The sequence below is a fragment of the Pseudomonas sp. 8O genome (genome assembly GCF_902506495.1).
Lineage (GTDB): Bacteria > Pseudomonadota > Gammaproteobacteria > Pseudomonadales > Pseudomonadaceae > Aquipseudomonas > Aquipseudomonas chaetocerotis.
This window is the reverse complement of sequence record NZ_LR733264.1, coordinates 1,664,904-1,684,705: the sequence shown is the minus strand read 5'-3', so window position 1 is coordinate 1,684,705 and position 19,802 is coordinate 1,664,904. Positions and strand designations below refer to the sequence as shown.

At 61.4% G+C, this 19,802-nt stretch carries 17 protein-coding genes; 13 read left to right on the top strand and 4 right to left on the bottom strand.

Features of this window, described 5'->3' with window-relative positions; genetic code table 11:
• Window positions 1-145: 145 nt before the first annotated feature.
• Window positions 146-1,009 (bottom strand): universal stress protein, encoded by an 864-nt coding sequence (locus GV002_RS10485; RefSeq protein WP_160018224.1) that lies wholly within the window; start codon window positions 1,007-1,009, stop codon window positions 146-148.
• 157 nt (window positions 1,010-1,166) lie between these two features.
• Here GV002_RS10485 and GV002_RS10480 point away from each other — a divergent pair, with 157 nt between their 5' ends.
• A complete protein-coding gene (locus GV002_RS10480; protein ID WP_160018223.1) occupies window positions 1,167-1,844 on the top strand; it encodes a tRNA-(ms[2]io[6]A)-hydroxylase in 678 nt (225 codons plus the stop codon).
• A 57-nt stretch (window positions 1,845-1,901) separates the two neighbouring features.
• Here the strand turns inward: GV002_RS10480 and lpxH are convergent, their stop codons facing one another.
• Both lpxH and GV002_RS10470 read right to left on the bottom strand, forming a co-directional pair.
• Entirely contained in the window at window positions 1,902-2,630 is a 729-nt protein-coding gene (gene lpxH / locus GV002_RS10475; protein ID WP_160018222.1) for a UDP-2,3-diacylglucosamine diphosphatase, read from the bottom strand.
• 4 nt (window positions 2,631-2,634) lie between these two features.
• Window positions 2,635-3,132 (bottom strand): peptidylprolyl isomerase, encoded by a 498-nt coding sequence (locus GV002_RS10470; RefSeq protein WP_074678802.1) that lies wholly within the window; start codon window positions 3,130-3,132, stop codon window positions 2,635-2,637.
• A gap of 159 nt (window positions 3,133-3,291) precedes the next feature.
• On the opposite strand from GV002_RS10470, the gene GV002_RS10465 reads away from it, so the two are divergent.
• The 5 genes from GV002_RS10465 to GV002_RS10445 all read left to right on the top strand — a co-directional run bounded on the left by GV002_RS10465 (window position 3,292) and on the right by GV002_RS10445 (window position 9,254).
• Window positions 3,292-4,956, top strand: coding sequence for a glutamine--tRNA ligase/YqeY domain fusion protein (locus GV002_RS10465; RefSeq protein WP_160018221.1), 1,665 nt, complete (start codon window positions 3,292-3,294; stop codon window positions 4,954-4,956).
• A complete protein-coding gene (gene cysS, locus GV002_RS10460) occupies window positions 4,956-6,341 on the top strand; it encodes a cysteine--tRNA ligase (protein WP_160018220.1) in 1,386 nt (461 codons plus the stop codon). Before GV002_RS10465 ends, cysS begins: the two co-directional genes overlap by 1 nt.
• Before the next feature lie 364 nt (window positions 6,342-6,705).
• Window positions 6,706-8,022, top strand: a complete 1,317-nt coding sequence (gene brnQ, locus GV002_RS10455) for a branched-chain amino acid transport system II carrier protein (RefSeq protein WP_160018219.1) — start codon at window positions 6,706-6,708, stop codon at window positions 8,020-8,022.
• 105 nt (window positions 8,023-8,127) lie between these two features.
• Window positions 8,128-8,862 carry a DUF599 domain-containing protein gene (locus tag GV002_RS10450; RefSeq protein ID WP_160018218.1) on the top strand — a complete coding sequence of 245 codons (735 nt, stop codon included), beginning with the start codon at window positions 8,128-8,130 and terminating at the stop codon, window positions 8,860-8,862.
• The gene (locus GV002_RS10445) at window positions 8,859-9,254 is read left to right on the top strand and encodes an MAPEG family protein (protein ID WP_160018217.1); all 396 of its coding nucleotides are present in this window, start codon (window positions 8,859-8,861) and stop codon (window positions 9,252-9,254) included. Before GV002_RS10450 ends, GV002_RS10445 begins: the two co-directional genes overlap by 4 nt.
• A gap of 42 nt (window positions 9,255-9,296) precedes the next feature.
• Here GV002_RS10445 and GV002_RS10440 read toward each other — a convergent pair whose 3' ends face one another.
• Entirely contained in the window at window positions 9,297-9,593 is a 297-nt protein-coding gene (locus tag GV002_RS10440; protein WP_003460576.1) for a hypothetical protein, read from the bottom strand.
• A 175-nt stretch (window positions 9,594-9,768) separates the two neighbouring features.
• Here GV002_RS10440 and GV002_RS10435 point away from each other — a divergent pair, with 175 nt between their 5' ends.
• The 7 genes from GV002_RS10435 (at window position 9,769) to GV002_RS10405 (ending at window position 19,766) form a co-directional block, all read left to right on the top strand.
• On the top strand, window positions 9,769-10,248 hold the full coding sequence (locus GV002_RS10435; RefSeq protein ID WP_160018922.1) for a PaaI family thioesterase: 480 nt from the start codon (window positions 9,769-9,771) through the stop codon (window positions 10,246-10,248).
• A complete protein-coding gene (locus tag GV002_RS10430; RefSeq protein WP_160018216.1) occupies window positions 10,245-10,691 on the top strand; it encodes a PaaI family thioesterase in 447 nt (148 codons plus the stop codon). The genes GV002_RS10435 and GV002_RS10430 overlap by 4 nt, the downstream gene beginning before the upstream one ends.
• Window positions 10,692-10,760: 69 nt before the next feature.
• Window positions 10,761-12,008 (top strand): MFS transporter, encoded by a 1,248-nt coding sequence (locus GV002_RS10425; RefSeq protein WP_160018215.1) that lies wholly within the window; start codon window positions 10,761-10,763, stop codon window positions 12,006-12,008.
• A 146-nt stretch (window positions 12,009-12,154) separates the two neighbouring features.
• A complete protein-coding gene (gene htpG, locus GV002_RS10420; RefSeq protein ID WP_160018214.1) occupies window positions 12,155-14,053 on the top strand; it encodes a molecular chaperone HtpG in 1,899 nt (632 codons plus the stop codon).
• 186 nt (window positions 14,054-14,239) lie between these two features.
• On the top strand, window positions 14,240-17,881 hold the full coding sequence (locus tag GV002_RS10415) for a PAS domain S-box protein (protein WP_256667059.1): 3,642 nt from the start codon (window positions 14,240-14,242) through the stop codon (window positions 17,879-17,881).
• Complete coding sequence (locus tag GV002_RS10410) at window positions 17,878-18,882, top strand: response regulator (protein WP_160018212.1); 1,005 nt, start codon at window positions 17,878-17,880, stop codon at window positions 18,880-18,882. The genes GV002_RS10415 and GV002_RS10410 overlap by 4 nt, the downstream gene beginning before the upstream one ends.
• A gap of 95 nt (window positions 18,883-18,977) precedes the next feature.
• Window positions 18,978-19,766: a dienelactone hydrolase family protein gene (locus tag GV002_RS10405; RefSeq protein ID WP_160018211.1), complete on the top strand. Its 789-nt coding sequence runs from the start codon at window positions 18,978-18,980 to the stop codon at window positions 19,764-19,766.
• The last annotated feature ends 36 nt before the right edge of the window (window positions 19,767-19,802 follow it).

Below are 19,802 nucleotides of genomic sequence, written 5' to 3'. Positions count from 1 at the left end.
TTGAATAAAAATGCCGCTCGTTCAAGAGCGGCATTTTTATCTCTGCCGGTGCTTCAGCCCCGCAGGGTGCGCTGCGTGCACCGGCTTGCGCGGTAGGCTTCAGTGCCTTGGCAAGCTGCTTGGTGTGCACGGCGCACCCTGCGTCCTAGCGTTGGGCGACGAGTTCTTCGAGGTGGGCGATGATTTCGTCCGGCTTGAGTACCAGTACGTCACTTTCCAGTGCGTCGAGTATGACTTCGGCCGTGTTGCCGATCAGCGCGCCGGAAAGCCCGGTGCGTGCCACGGTGCCGATCACCGTGACGGCGGCATCGAGCCGGTGGGCAACTTGCGGAATTACCACGTCGGCCGGGCCTTCGAGCACATGCAGGCGTTCGTCACTGATGTCGTACTCGGCCTGGAAGCTGCGGCACTGCTCGCGGTAGCGAGCCTCGATGGTTTCCTTGAGCTGGAAGGTCGGGTCGGCAGCAGACAGCATCGGTGTCGGATGCGCGGTAGTCACATGTAGGGTGCCTTTGGCCAGGCCGGCGATATCGTAGCCATGGCTGATGATCCCGGCGTGCAGTGTGCGGTGCTCGCCATCGGCGTTGCCCACGTCCACGGCAGCAAGGATATTGCCGCCAGTCCAGGGGCGCTCGGTCTTGACCATCAGCACCGGGCCCGGGCAGTAGCGCAGCAGTTTCCAGTCCTCCGGGGTGAGCAGGGCCTTTTTCAGCGGGTTGTCCGGCAGGTGCTGCTTGATCACCAGTCCGCAGCCTTCTGCCTGCTGCACGGCAATGATGGTCTGGTGCGGGTTGTCATGCCAGGAGTGCTGGGTGGAGACGCTGAAACCTTCTTCGCCGAGGCTGCTGCTGAGATCTTCGAGCCAGGCGCTGTGCTCGCCTTTCTTGTCGCAGACCAGCAGGTGCAGATGCGATTGGGTGACTCCAGCTATCAGTTTTGCCCGCTTCAGTGCGAGGCCTTCGGGGTGCAGGGGTTCCATCACCACCAGAATGCTACGGATCGCTTGCATGGTCGTCTCCCTGAAAATGAATAGCGTTTATTCAACTATAGGTGCGTCGTTGTCCGCGGCTTCTTGACCTGCATCAACGGCGTGCTGGTCGTCCGGCCTGCCACTCGTATAATGGCCCGCCATTTTCAACCTCGCCAGCACTTAGAGCGCTTCAAATATGATGTCAAATTCCAAGTATGTTCCGAGTAATGGTGAGGAACCTGTGTCGATCCTGCAGGAAATTATCGGGTTTCTCGGTGGCGTCGCCACGCCGGATGCCTGGCTGGATGAGGCCTTGCGCCAGCAGGAAATTCTCCTGCTCGACCACCGTAATCTTGAATACAAGGCCGCGCAGACGGCCCTGAGCCTGATGGGGCGCTACCTGACCAAGACCGAATTGACCGCGAGAATGTCGCGTTTGGCTCGTGAGGAACTGGTGCACTTCGAGCAGGTGAGCAAGATCATCCGCGGACGTGGCATCGAGGTTCGCCATGTTTCCGCTTCGCGCTACGCCGCCGGCCTGCGCGCGTTGCTGCGTGGTGGTGAAGTGGAGCGGCTGGTGGATGTGCTGGTGGTGGGGGCTTTCATCGAGGCGCGCTCATGCGAGCGCTTCGCCGCGCTGGTGCCGCGACTGGATGCTGAACTGGCCAAGTTCTACGCCGGGTTGCTGGAGAGCGAAGGGCGGCACTATCGGGGGTATCTCAAGCTCGCCTACCTGTATGGTGATGCGGCCGATGTCGATGCACGTATCGAGGTGGTGCGCGCGGTGGAGAGGGAGCTGATCACTACGCCGGATGAGCAGTTCCGTTTCCATAGTGGCGTGCCCGCAGAGAGCGGCCGCGAAGCGGCCATCTGATGACCCTCTCCCGCAAGCGGGATGAGGGTGCCCGAAGGGCGGGAGAGGGGGCTACGGTCAGGCACTCGTCAGTTCGAACGGCGCCTGCTTGAAGCCCTCGTCATCGACCTGCAATGCCCAGCCCTGGCGGTCCCAGTCGCCCAGCACGATGCGCCGTGCCGCTTGGCCGTTCACTTCCAGTTCATGCATCGCCGGCCTGTGGGTGTGACCATGGATCAGCGTGCGCACGTCATGCGCGGCCATCACCTTGACCACTTCCTCTGGCGTGACGTCGACAATCTCGCTGGCTTTCATTCGCGTCTGCGCGCGGCTTTCATTGCGCAGCTTGCGCGCCAGCTTCTGTCGCGTGCTCAGCGGCAGGTTGCGCAGGATCAGCAGCGACAGCGGATTGCGCAGCCAGCGCCGTAGCTTCATATAGCCGACATCGAGGGTGCACAGGCTGTCGCCGTGCATCAGCAGCACCGGCTCGCCATTCATCTGCAGCTTATGCGGATCACTCAGCAGGGTGCAGCCCGCCTCACGGCAGAAGCGCTTGCCGATGAGAAAGTCGCGATTGCCATGCATCAGATAGATGCGCGTGCCGGCGTCGCTCAGCTCGCGCAGGGCACGGGCGATGTCGTGCTGGAAGGGCGTCATGCCGTCGTCGCCGATCCAGACTTCGAAGAAGTCGCCGAGGATGTACAGCGCCTCGGCCTGGCGCGCGCGCGTGGCGAGAAAATGCAGAAACGCCCGGGTGATGTCCGGGCGTTTCTCTTCGAGGTGCAGATCGGAGATCAGCAGGATCATCGACTTACTCGGCTACGACTTCGGCCTTCTCGATGATCACGTCGTCGACCGGTACGTCCTGGTGGCCGGATTTCATGGTGGTGGCGACGCCCTTGATCTTCTCGACCACGTCCATGCCTTCGACCACTTCACCGAACACTGCGTAGCCCCAGCCCTGTACGGTTGGTGCGCTGTGGTTGAGGAAGCCGTTGTCGGCGACGTTGATGAAGAATTGCGCGGATGCCGAGTGCGGCTCCATGGTGCGGGCCATGGCGACGGTGCCGACCTTGTTGGCGACGCCGTTGTTGGCTTCGTTCTTGATCGGTGCGCGGGTCGGCTTCTGCTTCATGCCAGGCTCGAAACCGCCGCCCTGGATCATGAAATTGCCGATCACGCGGTGGAAAATCGTGCCGTCGTAATGACCTTCCTTCACGTATTGCTCGAAGTTGGCCACGGTTTCCGGGGCCTTGTCGGCGAACAGGTTCAGGGTGATGACGCCGTGGTTGGTGTGCAGTTTGATCATGATCGTATCCGTGATGAGGCAGGTTCGAGCCTGTGGCTCGGGATGAACAGCGCTTGTCAGGGTGGCATGCACCCTGTCAGGGGCTTGACAGGTTGGTTATGATACGGACTTTGCCCGAAGCGGCCTACCCTGTGCCGCGCCAGTATTGTTAAGGACACCATGAGCAAGCCTACCGTCGAAAAAGCTGCCAACTTCCTGCGCCCCATCGTCCAGGCTGATCTGGACAGCGGCAAGCACGCCAAGATCGTGACCCGCTTTCCGCCGGAGCCCAACGGCTACCTGCACATCGGCCATGCCAAGAGCATCTGCCTGAACTTTGGCCTGGCCGAAGAGTTCGGCGGCCAGTGCAACCTGCGTTTCGACGATACCAATCCGGCCAAGGAAGACCAGGAATACATCGACGCGATCAAGGCCGACGTCGAATGGCTGGGCTTCAAGTGGGCCGGCGAGGAGCGCTATGCCTCCAACTATTTCGACCAACTGCACGCCTGGGCCATCGAGCTGATCAAGGCCGGCAAGGCCTTCGTCTGCGACCTCAATGCCGAAGAGATGCGCGAATACCGCGGCAGCCTGAACGAGCCGGGCAAGAACAGCCCGTTCCGCGAGCGCTCCGTGGAAGAGAACCTCGACCTGTTCGCCCGCATGAAAGCCGGTGAGTTCCCGGACGGTGCCCGTTCGCTGCGCGCCAAGATCGACATGGCTTCGCCGAACATCAACCTGCGCGATCCGATCCTCTATCGCATTCGCCACGCCCATCATCACCAGACCGGCGACAAGTGGTGCATCTACCCGAGCTACGACTTCACCCACGGCCAGTCGGACGCCATCGAAGGCATCACCCACTCCATCTGCACCCTGGAGTTCGAAGATCACCGCCCGCTGTACGAGTGGTTCCTGGCCAACCTGCCGGTACCGGCGCAGCCGCGTCAGTACGAGTTCGCCCGGCTGAACCTGAACTACACCATCACCAGCAAGCGCAAGCTCAAGCAGTTGGTTGACGAGAAACACGTCAACGGTTGGGACGACCCGCGCATGTCGACGCTGTCCGGCTATCGTCGTCGTGGCTATACCCCGGCGTCGATCCGTACGTTCTGCGACATGATTGGTGTCAACCGCGCCGGTGGCCTGGTGGATATCGGCATGCTGGAATTCGCCATTCGCGACGATCTGGATGCCAACGCCGCGCGCGCCATGTGCGTGCTCAAGCCGCTGAAGGTGGTGATCACCAACTATCCGCAAGGCAAGGTCGAGAATCTGGAGCTGGCGCGCCATCCCAAGCAGGACATCGGCACCCGCGTGTTGCCGTTCTCCCGCGAGATCTATATCGACGCCAGCGACTTCGAGGAAACCCCGCCGGACGGTTTCAAGCGCCTGATCCCTGGCGGCGAAGTGCGCCTGCGCGGCAGCTACGTGATCCGCGCCGACGAAGCCATCAAGGACGCCGCGGGCAACATCGTCGAACTGCGCTGCTCCTATGACGAGAACACCCTGGGCAAGAACCCGGAAGGCCGTAAGGTCAAGGGTGTGATCCACTGGGTGCCTGCGGCTGAGAGCGTCGAGTGCGAAGTGCGCCTGTATGATCGGCTGTTCCGCTCGGCCAACCCGGAGAAGAGTGAAGAGGGCGGCAGCTTCCTCGACAACATCAACCCGGAGTCGCTGGTGGTGCTCACCGGTTGCCGCGCCGAGCCGTCGCTGGCTCAGGCGAGTGCCGACGATCGCTTTCAGTTCGAGCGTGAGGGCTATTTCTGCCTGGACAAGGATTCGACTGCCGATGCCCTGGTGTTCAACCGCACCGTGACCCTGCGCGACTCCTGGGGGCAGTAATGGCACTGTCGATCTACAACACCCTGAGCAAGGTCAAGGAAGCGTTCAAACCGCTGGAAGGCAATCACGTGCGCATGTACGTGTGCGGCATGACCGTCTATGACTTCTGCCACATCGGCCACGCCCGCGTGATGGTTGCCTTCGACGTGGTCACCCGCTGGCTGCGCGAGCGCGGCTACGATGTGACCTACGTGCGCAATATCACCGACATCGACGACAAGATCATCCGTCGCGCCAACGAAAACGGCGAATCGTTCGAGGTGCTGGTCGAGCGCATGATCGCGGCGATGCACGAGGACGAGGCGCGCCTGTCCGTGCTGCGCCCGGACATCGAACCGCGCGCCACCGGCCATATCGCTGGCATGCACCAAATGATCCAGACCCTGATCGATAAGGGCTTCGCCTACGCCCCGGGCAATGGTGACGTGTACTACCGCGTTACCCGGTTCGAGACCTACGGCAAGCTGTCGCGCCGCAAGATCGACGAGCTGAAGATCGGCGCGCGCATCGAGGTCGACGAGATCAAGGAAGACCCGCTGGACTTCGTCCTGTGGAAGGCGGCCAAACCGGGCGAACCGAGCTGGGATTCGCCCTGGGGCAAGGGCCGTCCGGGCTGGCATATCGAATGCTCGGTGATGTCCACCTGCTGCCTCGGTGAGACTTTCGACATCCATGGCGGCGGCCCGGATCTGGTGTTCCCGCACCACGAGAACGAGATCGCGCAGAGCGAGGCGGCCACTGGCAAGCAGTACGCCAACGCCTGGATGCACGCTGGCGCCGTGCGCGTGGATGGCGAGAAAATGTCCAAGAGCCTGGGCAACTTCTTCACCATTCGCGAGGTGCTGGAGAAGTACCACCCGGAGGTGGTGCGCTACCTGCTGGTGTCCAGCCACTACCGCAGCCCGATCAATTACTCGGAAGAGAGCCTCAAGGAAGCCAAGGGCGCCCTGGAGCGCTTCTACAACGGCTTGAAAGGTTTGCCTGATGCAGCGCCCACCGGTGGCGAGGCCTTCGTCGAGCGCTTCGGTGCGGCGATGGACGACGATTTCAACTCGCCGGAAGCCTGCGCGGTGTTGTTCGAGATGATTCGTGAGGTCAACCGCCTGCGCGAATCCGATGTGCAGGCCGCTGCCGGGCTGGCCGCTCAGCTCAAGCAACTGGCCAGCGTGCTTGGCGTGCTGCAACTCGAACCCGAGGCTTTCCTGCAGGCGGGTGCCGCCGGCAAGGTCGATGCTGCTGAGGTCGATGCACTGATCGAAGCGCGTCTGCAGGCCCGCGCCGACAAGAACTGGGCGGAATCCGACCGTATCCGCGACCAGCTAACCGCCATGGGCGTAGTGCTGGAAGACGGCAAGGGCGGCACCACCTGGCGCCTGGCCGAGTAAGCCTGGCGCTCAACGACAAAGGCCGCTCTCGAGCGGTCTTTTTCATTTTTCGGTTTCTCTTGCACTGCGAGCGGGCTGCCGAGTCCTATAAGGGGCGGTCCAGGTAGGAAGCGAAAGTGTGGCGGTCAGATTTCCCATAACTTTTGCCGATGCGACAGTCAGTTACGCCAGTTCGACAGCTCGTCCGCCAACTGTGCTGCTGACGGGCGCTTTTCGTTAGTATGCGCGCCTTATCGTGTCCGTGGCGCCACAAGCGCCTGGCGATGCCTGCAGTGGTTCGAGCCAAACGCTCGGGCGACGTTTCCCCGATCCCTCAAGGAAACCCCCGCAACTCTTCGATTTCCTGCTTGTGGTATTTCCCTTTATGACTCGTTTGAAAGGCTCGGACCTCCTGGCCCTCGGCTTCATGACATTTGCGTTGTTTCTCGGCGCAGGCAATATCATCTTCCCGCCCAGTGCTGGCCTTGCCGCCGGGGAGAATCTGCTTCCCGCAGCACTCGGCTTCTTGCTGACCGGCGTTGGCTTGCCGCTTTTGACTGTGGTGGCCCTGGCCCGAGTGGGCGGCGGCATGGATCTGCTCACCGCACCACTGGGTAAGGTGGCGGGTGCAATTCTCGCGGTAGCGGTTTACTTGGCCATCGGCCCGCTGTTCGCCACGCCGCGTACCGCCGTAGTGTCCTTCGAGATGGGCATTGCGCCGTTCACCGGTAATGAAGGTGCGCCGCTGCTGATCTATACCCTGGTGTATTTCGCGGCTGTGCTGTTCCTCTCGCTCAATCCCGGTCAACTGGTCGACCGTATCGGTAAATTCATCACGCCGGTACTGCTGGCTGCGCTGCTGGTGTTGGGCGGCGCTGCGCTGTTCGCGCCGGCTGGCGAGATTGGCGTGGTAGCCGACAGCTACCGTGAGGCGCCGCTGGTGCAGGGTTTCCTGCAGGGCTACCTGACCATGGACACCTTGGGCGCGCTGGTGTTCGGCATCGTGATCGCCAGCGCCATTCGCGACCGAGGTGTCAGCGACGCAGGCCTTGTCACGCGTTACTCGGTGATCGCCGGCGTCATTGCCGCCATCGGTCTGTCACTGGTGTATCTGGCGCTGTTCTATCTCGGCGCCACCAGCCAGGGCATTGCGGGTGATGCGCAAAATGGCGTGCAGGTGCTGACTACCTACGTGCAGCACACCTTCGGCACTACCGGCAGCCTGCTGCTGGCGGTGGTCATCACCCTGGCCTGTCTGACCACGGCGGTTGGTCTGCTGACTGCCTGTGGCGAGTTCTTCAGCAAATTGCTGCCGGTTTCCTACCGCAGTGTGGTGATTCTGTTCGGCCTGTTCAGCCTGGTGGTGGCCAATCAGGGCCTGACCCAACTGATCAGCTTCTCGATTCCGGTTCTGGTGGGTCTGTATCCGCTGGCTATCGTGCTGGTTGCCCTGAGTCTGGCCAACCGGCTGTGGGTTTCCCAGGCGCTGGTGTTCGTGCCGGTGATGGTCGTTACGCTGGTCTTCGGCGTTGCCGACGGTGTTGCCGCGACCCCCTGGGCCGACAAGGTTCCAGCCTGGTTCGGGCAACTGCCTCTGGCCGGCCAAAGCCTGGGCTGGCTGCTGCCGGTGGCGGTGACGCTGGTTCTGGTTGTGGTGCTCGACCGCATTCTGGGTCTGCGTCAGAACGCAACCACTGCATAAGACGCGCCCGAAACAAAAAAAGGCTGCCCACGAGGCGGCCTTTTTTGTCGAACAAGGAAAGAGGCAGCCTGGCTATAATCCGCAGCAGTCTTGCAAGGAGTTAGCATGCTCAACAGCTATCCGTATCTGCCTCATTTTCTGGCCGCTCTGTGGTTCGTTCTGTGCTGGGGCGGCTATACCCGCTATGCCTCCTTGAAGGCGCGAACCACACCCTGTCTGGCCAGCGTCCTGCACTTGTATCGTGAGGACTGGATGCGCCGCATGTTGCTGCGTGACAATCGTATTGCCGATGCCAACGTGATCGGTAACCTCGAGCGCAACGCCTCGTTCTTCGCCTCCAGCACGCTGATTATCCTGGCCGGTATTCTCACCGTGCTGGGCGCCTCCGACCGTGCCCTGTCGCTGCTGGCCGACATTCCTTTCGTACAACAGGCCAGTCGTGGTCTATCCGAGATCAAGCTGCTGTGCCTGGGCATCATCTTCGTCTATGCCTTCTTCACCTTCAGTTGGTGCATGCGCCAGTACAACTTCGCAGCGGTGCTGGTGGGCTCGGCGCCGATGGTGGGGGAGCGGCATGTCACCGAGCAGGAGCGCAAGGCTTTCGCAGAGCGCACAGCGCGGGTGATCTCGATGGCCGCCAACCAGTTCAACTTCGGTTTGCGCGCGTACTATTTCGGTATGGCAACCCTGGCCTGGTTCATCAACCCCTGGTTCTTCATGCTGGTGACTGCGGGTGTGGTGGTGGTGCTGTATCGCCGAGAGTTCCATTCGGATGTGCTGGAAGTGATGGTGTATACCCCAACGCCGGCCGCCGAGGTGGCCAAGGAGAAGAGTGAATGAGCCTGCCGTTCTGGTGCGTCTTTATCAGCGCCTTGTTGATCTTCATCGCCAAGGCCCCGGTGGCCAAGGCCATGGCCAAGGAGGGCGGTGGTCGTTACGACAACCATCACCCACGCGCCCAGCAGGCGCGTCTGACGGGGTTCGGTGCGCGTGCCCTGGCGGCGCATTTGAACAGCATCGAGGCCTTCCCACTGTTCGCGGCAGGTGTGCTGATGGCACACACCACGCAGACTTACGGCTTTCTGGTCGACATTCTGGCTGTCACCTTCGTCGTCAGCCGCGTGCTGTACCTGCTGTTCTATTGGTGGGATCTGCACTGGCAGCGCAGTCTGGTATGGGTGGTGGGCCTGGCCTGTAGCCTGCTGCTGATGATCAGCCCGGCGCTGAAATGAAAGAAGGCCCGCATCGCGGGCCTTCCTGATTTTGAGTGGAGGTTACTGGCCGTCGACTGCGTCTTTGGCTTCGTCGCCGGCATCCTCGATGGCGTCGGCCGCATCGCTGGCCGCATCCTCAATTTTCTCGCCAGTGGTAGGTTCATTACCCAAGGCTTCGTTGGTCTTCTGTTCGATGGCGTCGCCGGTGTCTTTGGCTGCATCGCCCAGGTTCTCCATCGCTTCGGAGACTGACTCCTTGGCCGACTCCATCTTGTCTTCCGGGGTTTTCTCGCAGGCGGCGAGACCCAGGGCAGTGGCAAGCAGCAGGGCATAAGTCAGAGGTTTGTTCACGGTCATCACTCCATGTGTGAGAGTTATAAGTGGCTGGGCTGACCCCAGAGCACACAGTCACTTCGAATGTCGGCGATGCCAATAAGTTCCCCTGGACTTGAGAGCAAGCCCCGGACGGGTGTGAGTCCGGGCGCAAGGCGCTATCATGCGCAGCCTTTTTTCGCGGCAGAGCAGCAGTGTGATGAGTGAGCAGTCGATCGAGGAGCGGGCGCAGCGGTTTCTGGCCGCGTTGCGTCACTGTCAGGTGCTGGGCATGAGTGTCGAGTCGGCCGATGGCAAAGGACTGACGCTGCGCTTGCCGTACGCGCCGCATATTGTCGGCAACCCGGACACTGGTGTGATCCACGGTGGAGCCATTACCACGTTGATGGACACCACCTGCGGTATCTCCACAGTCTGCGTACTGCCGGAATTCGAGATCTGCCCGACACTCGATCTGCGTATCGACTACATGCACCCGGCCGAGCCGGGCAAGGACGTCTTCGGTTTCGCCGAGTGTTATCGGGTCACACCCAACATCATCTTCACTCGCGGCTATGCCTATCAGGACGACCCCGAGCAGCCGATTGCCCACGTGGTCGGTGCCTTCATGCGCATGGGCAAGGCAGTGCAGGGCGGCGGTGAGCTGAAGCAGAATATCCAGCAAGGCGGTGGCGCATGAGCGAGCTGAGCCTGGAGCGACTGGTGGCGCGTGCGCATCAGCAGAACGATTATGACCCGCTGATCAACCTGATCCCCTACGCCAAGCTGCTGGGTATCGAATGCCTGCGCCTGGGTGACGACATGGTCTTTCGCCTGCCTGCCAATCGCGACTGCATCGGTAACCCGGTACTGCCGGCGTTACATGGCGGCGTAATCGCCGGTTTCATGGAACACGCAGCCATGCTCCATCTATTGATGTTCATGGGCATTCCACATTTGCCCAAAATCATCGACTTCTCGATAGATTACCTGCGCGCCGGCCATTATCGTGACACCTATGCGCAGTGCCAGGTCTGGCGGCAGGGGCGTCGGGTGGCCAACGTGGCGATCACCGCCTGGCAGAACAAGCAGACCGAACCGATTGCCACCGCCCGTGCCCACTTCAAGGTCGATGAGCCCTGAGTCGTTGAGACTTGCCCGGCAACTGGAGCGGATCGGCAGCGCAGCGAAATCACGACAAGGACCCTGTAGATGGATGCGTTGCTGATAATTGGTGGCCTGGTGCTGATGCTGGCCGGTCTGGTATGGCTGGTCATGCGGGCGTTCGCCACCAGTCTGTTGTGGGGGTGGGGCAGTCTGATCCCCCCGATCACCTTGATCTACATCTTGCGCCACTGGCGGCGAGCGCGTAGCGCAGTCACTCTCATCGGGCTTGGCGTCATTCCGCTGGTGGTTGGCTTGACCTTGCTGGCCAGCAAGGATGCCGAGCGTCTGGCGGCGATAGTCCGTCTGGACTGGCTCAAGCCCGAGGTGCAGGTGCCGGCAGAGCTGGCCATCGATCTGGACGGTGAGCTCAACGGCCAGCCATTTCGCCCGCAGCAGGGTGAGCTGATCGATGGTGTGCTGGTGCTGCGCGAGGGCCTGGATTTCTTCGCCCTGCGCGAAGTGAGTATCCGCCTGCCGCAGCCGGTCGAAGGTCCTGTACGTATCGACGTGTTGCCCCAGGACAGCGGTAACCTGCCAGAGGTCGAGCTGAGCTGGCTGTTACCCGAGCAGGATCTGCCCGAAGCCCGTCGCCTGGGCCGTGGCTACACCCTGCATCTGGACCTGCAACCGCAGGAACCGAATCGTCTGGTCGGTGATTTCCATCTGGTCATGCCGCCACGCTTCAAGACCAGCCTGAGTGGCCGGGTCGAGCTGTATCGTGATCGCCTGCGCTATGTCGATGGCAAGGTCGATACCCGCTACGACTCCAATGACACCATCGTCCATGTCCTGCAGGACTATCTGCAACGGCGTTTCGCCACGCGTGACGTGCGCGAGCTGAAACTGCCGGTGTTCACCTTCGAGGGCGATACCCTGGAATTGCAGGTCGATGCGCAGATCGACGGGCGTGACGAGCGTTTGCCAATTCGTTTGCACAAGCGCTCTGAGCAAGGCTGGATGGTGGAGGCCGATCACTTTCCGGCATTGCCCTCCGTGGCGACCAAGCAACCGGCACAACAGGTTGAAGTGACGGCCGTCGAGGAGCGCCTCAGTCGTCCGGTCGACCGTCGTCAGCGTTTCAGCGTGGCACGTTTGCAGCGTAATCCGGAACGTTACCGCAACCTCAGCATGCGCCTGAGTCGCGCCAGTGGCGGTACGGTGGAGGGACGTTTCGTCGGTGTCGATGCCGATGGCAGCATTCGCCTCAGTCAGCAGATGGGCAGTGGTGGTGGCCAGGCCAGCTTCAGTTTCAAGCCGGAAGAAATCGGTCGCCTGGAACTGCTGGAGCCGTAAGGCGGGTACAACCCGCCATATTCGGCTTTTACCTGCCCGAGACGATGATGCGCCTGCTCCAAGCCCTTGAAATTCATCCAGCAGGCCCCATATGTAGGTCATCGCCGCGATAGCGGTTCCTGTCCTACAGATGGAGTTAGCAGACCATGAGTGTGGAAACTCAAAAAGAAACCCTGGGCTTCCAGACCGAGGTGAAGCAACTGCTTCACCTGATGATCCATTCCCTGTACTCGAACAAGGAAATCTTCCTGCGCGAGTTGATCTCCAACGCGTCCGACGCCGCTGACAAGCTGCGTTTCGAGGCGCTGGCCAAGCCAGAGCTGCTCGAAGGTGGCGCCGAGCTGAAGATCCGCCTGTCCTTCGACAAGGATGCCAAGACCGTCACCCTCGAAGACAACGGCATCGGCATGAGCCGCGAGGAAGTCATCGCGCACCTGGGCACCATCGCCAAGTCCGGCACTTCCGACTTCCTGAAGAATCTCTCCGGTGACCAGAAGAAGGATTCGCACCTGATCGGCCAGTTCGGTGTGGGCTTCTATTCGGCCTTTATCGTCGCGGACAAGGTCGAGGTGTTCAGCCGCCGAGCCGGCAGCCCTGCCAGCGAAGGCGTGCACTGGTCGTCCGCAGGCGAGGGCGAGTTCGAGGTGGCGAATATCGAGAAAGCCGAGCGCGGCACCCGCATCGTCCTGCATCTGAAGAGTGGCGAAGAAGAGTTCGCCGACGGCTGGCGCCTGCGCAACATCGTCAAGAAGTACTCGGATCACATCGCACTGCCGATCGAACTGCCGAAGGAACATCACGGCGAAGACAAGCCGGCGGAGGTCGAGTGGGAAACCGTCAACCGCGCCAGCGCCCTGTGGACCCGTCCGCGTACCGAGATCAAGGACGAGGAATACCAGGAGTTCTATAAGCACGTCGGCCATGACTTCGAGAACCCGCTGAGCTGGAGCCACAACAAGGTCGAAGGCAAGCTGGAGTACACATCGCTGCTCTACGTGCCGGGGCGTGCGCCGTTCGACCTGTACCACCGCGAAGCGCCCAAGGGCCTCAAGCTCTACGTGCAGCGCGTATTCATCATGGATCAGGCCGATCAGTTCCTGCCGTTGTACCTGCGCTTCATCAAAGGTGTGGTCGACTCCAACGACCTGTCGCTGAACGTTTCCCGCGAGATCCTGCAGTCCGGCCCGGTCATCGACTCGATGAAATCGGCGCTGACCAAGCGTGTGCTGGACATGCTGGAGAAGCTGGCCAAGGACAAGCCGGACGACTACAAGACCTTCTGGAAGGCCTTTGGCCAGGTGCTCAAGGAAGGCCCGGCGGAAGACTTCGCCAACAAGGAGAAGATCGCCGGTCTGTTGCGTTTCGCCTCCACCGCAGGCGAAGGCGACGAGCAATCGGTTTCGCTGGCCGACTACCTGGGCCGCATCAAGGAAGGTCAGGACAAGATCTACTTCCTCACGGGCGAAAGCTACGCGCAGATCAAGAACAGCCCGCATCTGGAAGTCTTCCGCAAGAAGGGCATCGAAGTGCTGCTGCTCACCGATCGTATCGACGAGTGGCTGATGAGCTACCTGACCGAGTTCGACGGCAAGCAGTTTGTCGACGTGGCCCGTGGTGACCTGAACCTGGGTGAGCTGGACTCGGAAGAGGACAAGAAGGCCCAGGAAGAAGTCGCCAAGGCCAAGGAGGGGCTGATCGAGCGCCTCAAGGGTGCGCTGGGCGAGCAGGTCGCCGAGGTTCGCGTCTCCCATCGCCTGACTGACTCGCCGGCGATTCTCGCCATCGGTGAGCAGGATCTCGGTCTGCAGATGCGCCAGATTCTTGAGGCCAGCGGGCAGAAGGTTCCGGATGCCAAGCCGATCTTCGAGTTCAACCCCGCGCATCCGCTGATCGAACGTCTGGATGCCGAGCCGGACGAGGACCGCTTCACCGATCTGTCGCACATTCTCTTCGATCAGGCCGCGTTGGCCGCGGGTGACAGCCTGAAAGATCCTGCCGCTTACGTGCAGCGTCTGAACAAGTTGTTGGTGGAGCTTTCTGCCTGATAGATCAGGTATTGGAACAAGCCCGCTTCGGCGGGCTTTTCTATGAGCGCGATTGATCGGCTTTAATTGACAAGCGCGACCCTGTCGTTTCAGATGCTGGCAATTGGCTGGCTTTCTGCAGTGCCTTGGGGTGGTATGTCGATTTTCGAGTTGTTCTTCTTGATGGGCGCGGACCCGAGTGTCCTTGTGCTCAGTAGTTACGACACTTCCCTGGTGCTGCTGTCGCTGGCTATTGCCGTATTCGCCGCCGGCATGGCGCTGCAGCTGGCTGGTGAAGCACGCGACAGTTCGCATCCGGTCGCCAGGCAGATCACCATTCTCACCGGTTCGCTCGCGCTTGGCGGCGGCATCTGGTCCATGCATTTTCTCGGCATGCTCGCCTTCGAACTGTGTGCGGCGGTGCGATTCGATCTGGGCATCACGCTACTGTCGATGCTGCCGAGCCTGGCTGCTTCATGGGTCGCGTTGAGCCTGCTGGCGCGGCGTGACTTGAGCCTGTTGCAGCTGTGTGTGGGGGGCGTACTGGTCGGGGCCGGTATCGGAGCCATGCACTACAGCGGTATGGCTGCGATGCAGATGGCGCCGCTGCTGCGCTATGACCCCTGGATGTTCGCCCTGTCCATCGTCGTTGCCGTCGCCCTGGCCATTCTGGCGTTGTGGGTACGCTTCGGTCTGGAGGGGCGTTTGCCGACATTATGGGCGCTTCTGCTCAGCGCCCTGGTGATGGGCCTGGCAATCAGTGGCATGCACTATACCGGCATGGCGGCGGCGCGTTTCGTCGGTACGCCGGAGTCCGAGGCTCCGATGGCAGTGGTCGACAGTGGTTATATCGCCATTGCCATCACGCTGCTGACCGTCGCTCTGACGGTCTTCGTGGTGGCGGTCAATACGCTACTGCGTTACCGCCGCATGAGTCTTCAGCTCAAGGCCAGCGAGCAGCATCTGCGCTCGATCTTCGACACGGCTCTGGATGCCATCATCACCGTCGATCACACCGGCACGTTGCGCTCGGCCAATCGTGCGGTCTCGCGTCTGTTCGGCTGGGATCCGCAAGAACTGGTGGGCATGCATATGCGCTCACTGATGCCGGCTCGCCACATTGAGCAGGTCGAAGTGCTACTGGCCGATTACCTCAGGACAGGTCGCCTGACGATGCCGGCCGGTGAGCAGGAACTGATGTGTCTGACCCGTGACGGCGAAGAGAAATTGGTGCGCATCAGCGTTGGTGTTACCCATGCAGGTGCTCGTCCGCTGTTCGTGGTGTTCGTCGCCGATATCAGCGAAAGGCAAGCCATGGAGAAGGCCCTGCGTGACAGCGAGCAGCAGTACCGCTCGTTGATCAGCAACATTCCCGGGGTGTCGTTCCGCTGCACGCTGGATCAAGACTGGACCATGATATTTATCAGCGATGCGGTGCAGCCTCTCACCGGTTGGAGTGCGGAGGATTTCATCAGTCGCCGCTGTTCGATTGCCGAGATGTATCACCCGGACGACTATCAGCGAGTCACCGATGAGGTGATGCAGGCCATCGAGCAAGGCCGCAACTACACAGTCGAATATCGTTTGTTCGACCGCGCTGGCGCGGAACACTGGATCTGGGAAAGTGGTAGCGCGGTTTGCGACGAAAACGGTGTGCCGCGCTGGATCGATGGCGTATTGCTCGACCAGACCGAAACCAAGCGGCGCAATGCCGAATATGAAGGCAAGGTCACCGCGATCAGCAAGGCGATGGCGTTGATCGAGTTCGACCTCGACGGCAATATCCTCGACATCAACGACAATGCACTGGCGTTGTTTGGTTATGACAAGGAGGAGGTGGTAGGGCGCAATCACGGCATGTTCTGTGATCCTGAACTGGTGGCAAGCGATGCTTATCGCCAGGGCTGGATGGATCTGCGTGCAGGTCATTTTCGTGCAGGTGAATACCAACGCTTTGCCAAGGGCGGACGGGAAGTCTGGATTCAGGCCAGCTACAACCCGATCCTCGATACCGACGGCAAGCCGTTCAAGGTCGTCAAGTTGGCGACCGACCTGACTCCGCGCCGCGTCATGGAACAGGACCTGCGGGCTGCCCGTGATCGCGCCGAAGCCGCCGCTGCCGCGCGCAGCAGCTTCCTGGCCAATATGAGCCATGAAATTCGTACGCCGATGAATGCCATCATCGGGTTTACCGACCTGCTGCTGGAAACGTCGCTTTCCAGCGAGCAACGTCGCCATCTGAGCACCGTGCAGCATTCGTCGCGTTCGCTGTTGGGCTTGCTCAATGACATCCTCGACACGGCCAAGCTCGACCGTGGCGCCATCGAACTGGAACAACTGGATTTCTCTCTGCGTGAGCTGTGCGAGCAGGTGCTCGCGACGCAGCGCCTGACGGCCGAAAGCAAAGGCTTGCAGCTGAACCTGGATTACCCGGCAACGATCAACGAGTTCTTCTGCGGCGACCCGCTGCGTTTGCAACAGGTCCTGACCAACCTGCTCGGTAATGCGGTCAAGTTCACCCTTCACGGTGAGGTTCGCCTGAAGGTTACGGGTGAGCCGGGCGCAATGCGCCTGGCGGTGAAAGACACCGGCATCGGTATCGCAGCCGACCGGCTGGATAAGATCTTCGAGCCTTTCGCTCAGGCTGATGCCTCGATGAGCCGGCGCTTTGGCGGCACCGGCCTCGGCACCACCATCTCCCGGCAACTGGTCGAGTTGATGGGGGGGCGCTTGCGGGTCGAAAGCACCGAAGGGCAGGGCAGTTGCTTCAGCATCGAGTTGCCGCTGCGTGCCGGCAAGCGTCTGGCCTCGCAGCAACGTGCCGTGCTGCCTGAGCTGGGGCAGTTGAACATCCTCGCGGCCGATGACGTGCCGCAGAACCTCGAGCTGCTGCAACTGACCCTGGAGCATTTCGGCCATCGCGTACATTGCGTCGCCGATGGTGAAGGCGCACTGCAGGCGTTCACCCGGCAGCGCTTCGATCTAATCCTGATGGATGTGCAGATGCCGGGTGTCGACGGCCTTGAAGCCTCGCGGCGGATTCGTCAGCTGGAAGCGGCCGAGGCACGAGAGCCGATTCCGATCATTGCCCTGACCGCCAGCGTACTCGACCAGGATCGTCAGGCAGCGCTGGACTCGGGTATGAATGGCTTTGCTTCGAAACCACTGGATGTCAACGCGCTGCTCTGGGAAATCGCCCGACTGCGGGGGCTGACCGATGTACCCAGCGCAGTGGTCAGTGCCACCCGGGTTGCCGAGGATGGCATGTTCGACTGGGTACGTGGCAGCAGCCTGTGGGGCGGGCCGCTGCGCATGGCGCAAGCGATCAATACCTTCATTGCCGAACAGCATGATCTGGCGGCGCGCCTCAACCAACTGCTGGTGGCGCGTGACTGGCGCGAGGGTGAGGCGCTCGCGCATCGTCTGCACGGCGCCGCCGGCAACCTGGCCATGAGCGGCCTCGCCAGCCTGGGGCAGTTGGTCGAGCGAGCGTTTCAGGCGCAGGATGAGCAGGCGCTGCCTACACTGATCGCGGAACTTGCGCAGGCTCTTCTGACGGTCAAGGAGGCAGTGCCGCAGGTGCCGGAGGTCGTATCTTCGGCTGAAAGCTCGGCTGTCGACGTGCACTCGCTGCGTGAACAGGCCGGTCAGCTGCGACAGGCGCTGCAGCGGGGCGGCCTGGATGATGAAACCCTTGCCGCCATGGAGCAGGTCGCCAGGGGTACAGCCTACGGCGCTGCTCTGAACGATATGCGTCAGGCGCTGGATGACTTCGATTTCGATCAGGCCCTGCTGGTGCTCGATCAACTGTTGCTGCAACTGCAAGACGAGGAAACGACCCCATCATGACCCTGGTTGCCGATACTCGTCCGCTGTTGCTGCTGGTCGATGACGAACCCACCAACCTGCAGGTGCTACGCCATATCCTGCAAGACGACTATCGTCTGCTGTTCGCCAAAGAGGGCGCCCGCGCGCTGGAAATGGCCGAGCGTGAACGGCCCGACCTGATTCTGCTCGATGTCATGATGCCGGGCATGACTGGCTATGAGGTATGCGAGCAGCTCAAGGCCAGCCCTCTGCTAAAGACGATTCCGGTGATCTTCGTGACCGCTCTCGGCGATGTCGAGGATGAGGCGCGCGGTTTCGAGGTTGGCGCGGTGGACTACATCACCAAGCCCATCAGCCCACCTATCGTGCGTGCCCGGGTGCGCACTCATCTGTCGCTGGTGCGTGTCGATGAACTCAGGCAGACCCGCCTGCAGATCGTCCAGCGCCTGGGCATGGCCGCCGAATACAAGGACAACGAGACCGGCCTGCACGTCATTCGCATGAGCCATTTCTCCAAGGTGCTGGCGAAGGCTGCCGGCTTCAGCGAAAGCGCGGCCGAGGAACTGCTCAACGCGGCGCCGATGCACGATGTCGGCAAGATCGGTATTCCCGACGCAGTGCTGCGCAAGCCGGGAAAGCTGGACGAGGAGGAATGGCAGGTGATGCGCCAGCACGTGGAGATTGGTGCGCGGATCATTGGCGAGCACAGCTCGGGGCTGCTGCGCACGGCGCAACGCATTGCCCTGTCGCACCATGAGAAGTGGGATGGCAGCGGTTACCCCAATGGCTTGAGTGGCGAGGAGATTCCCCTGGAAGGCCGCATCGTCGCCATCGCTGACGTGTTCGATGCGCTGACCAGCGTGCGCCCCTACAAGCAGGCCTGGTCCGTGGAGGATGCGGTCGTTTTCCTGCGTGAACAGAGTGGGCGCCACTTCGATCCACGCCTGGTCGAGCTGTTCATCGCCTGCCTGCCCGAGATTCTGCAGATCAAGGAGCGCTGGGCCGAACAACCCGCCGCTTGAAACCTCCTGTCTGAAACCCGCCCCATCTCGACTTGGTGATTGTCGACGGTAAGGCTATTGTCAGGGGCCTACCAATGCCAAGGGCAGGCCTCACCATGCAGAAGAAGACACTGGTTCCCCTGTTGTGCGCCGCATTCGCGGGTTTTGCCGATGCGGCGGTCGTGACCAAGACGGTTGCGTACGAAATCGATGGCGAAGCCTTCGAAGGTGTACTGGTCTACGACGATTCGGTCACCACGCCGCGCCCCGGGCTGCTCGCCGTTCCCAACTGGATGGGCGTGAACGACGATACCGTAGCCAAGGCCGCGCGTGCGGCGGGCGACAAGTACGTGGTGTTTCTCGCCGACATGTACGGCAAATCCATTCGTCCCGGCAATGCCGAAGAGGCGGGGGCCGCGGCCACTGCCGTGCGCGCAGATCGCCCGCTGATGCGTAAGCGCGCTCAGGCTGCAGTCGATGTGCTCAAGGCGCAGAACGGTGAGGTGGCACTGGATCTCAGCAAGCTGGGCGCTATCGGCTTCTGCTTCGGTGGCGGCACGGTGCTGGAGCTCGCGCGCTCTGGTGCACCGCTGCAAGGCTTCGTATCCTTCCACGGCAATTTGGATACGCCCAACCCGGCAGATGCCAAGAACATCAAGGCGCCAGTACTGGTGCTGCATGGGGCCGATGATCCCGCTGTACCGCAGGCGCAGGTAGACGGCTTCGTCGCCGAGATGAAGGCAGCCAAGACTGACTGGCAATTGGTGAGCTACGGCGGCGCTGTGCACTCGTTCACCAATCCCAAGGCCAACGTGCCGGGTCGCAACGAATACCATCCGGTGGTCGCCGCGCGGGCATTCAAGGCGATGAACGATCTGTTCGATGAGGTATTCGCCGAGCAGTGACGCCTGCTTTGCGCAAGCATTGAACGAAAGGCTGCG